This window comes from Streptomyces sp. BE20, assembly GCF_036322525.1.
GTDB lineage: Bacteria > Actinomycetota > Actinomycetes > Streptomycetales > Streptomycetaceae > Kitasatospora.
Genome location: NZ_JAQYWW010000482.1, coordinates 1 through 538, shown reverse-complemented (window position 1 = coordinate 538; position 538 = coordinate 1). Strand labels below are relative to the sequence as shown.

General features: G+C 64.9%; 1 protein-coding gene. It reads right to left on the bottom strand.

Annotated elements, in window-relative coordinates; all coding sequences use genetic code 11:
- Positions 1 to 360 precede the first annotated feature (360 nt).
- A partial coding sequence (locus PUR61_RS06620; RefSeq protein ID WP_329876626.1) for a transposase occupies positions 361 to 538 on the bottom strand: 178 nt, incomplete at its 5' end.

The following is a 538-nucleotide window of genomic DNA, read 5'->3' as shown; positions in this document are numbered from 1 at the left end:
GCGTCGTCAAACGCGCGATCTCCAAGTACAACGCCAAAGGCACCATCGACCGGACCAGCTACAAAGCCACCATCAGCATCGACATCCTGACCACACCAGACCCGTGACAGGAATCCGCAAGCTCTATCTACACGGCATTGGTTCTAGACGACTACCCGCTAGTTCAGTCCGGCCGCGCAGATGCCAAGATCCGGAACATGCTCGGCTTGCTCACCAGCCACCCGACCAACAGTGCCGCCCGCGATCTCTACGAACGGGCCCGGACGCTGGTCCCGGTCCACCTAGCCGCGTAATCGAGCCCGCCGAGGCCCCGCCGCTCTCCAACGGAGCGACGGGGCTTCGTCCTACTTAGAAGACATCTCATTTGGATAGTCGTCGGGTGCAGATGAGGGCCGCGGCGATGCTGGCGAAGGCGGCGAAGTGGTCGGCCTTGCGTTCGTAGCGGCGGTGCAGCCGGCGGAAGCCGCCGAGCCAGGCGACGGTGCGCTCGATCACCCAACGGTGGCGGCCGAGGCGCTGGGAGGACTCGACGCCTCGG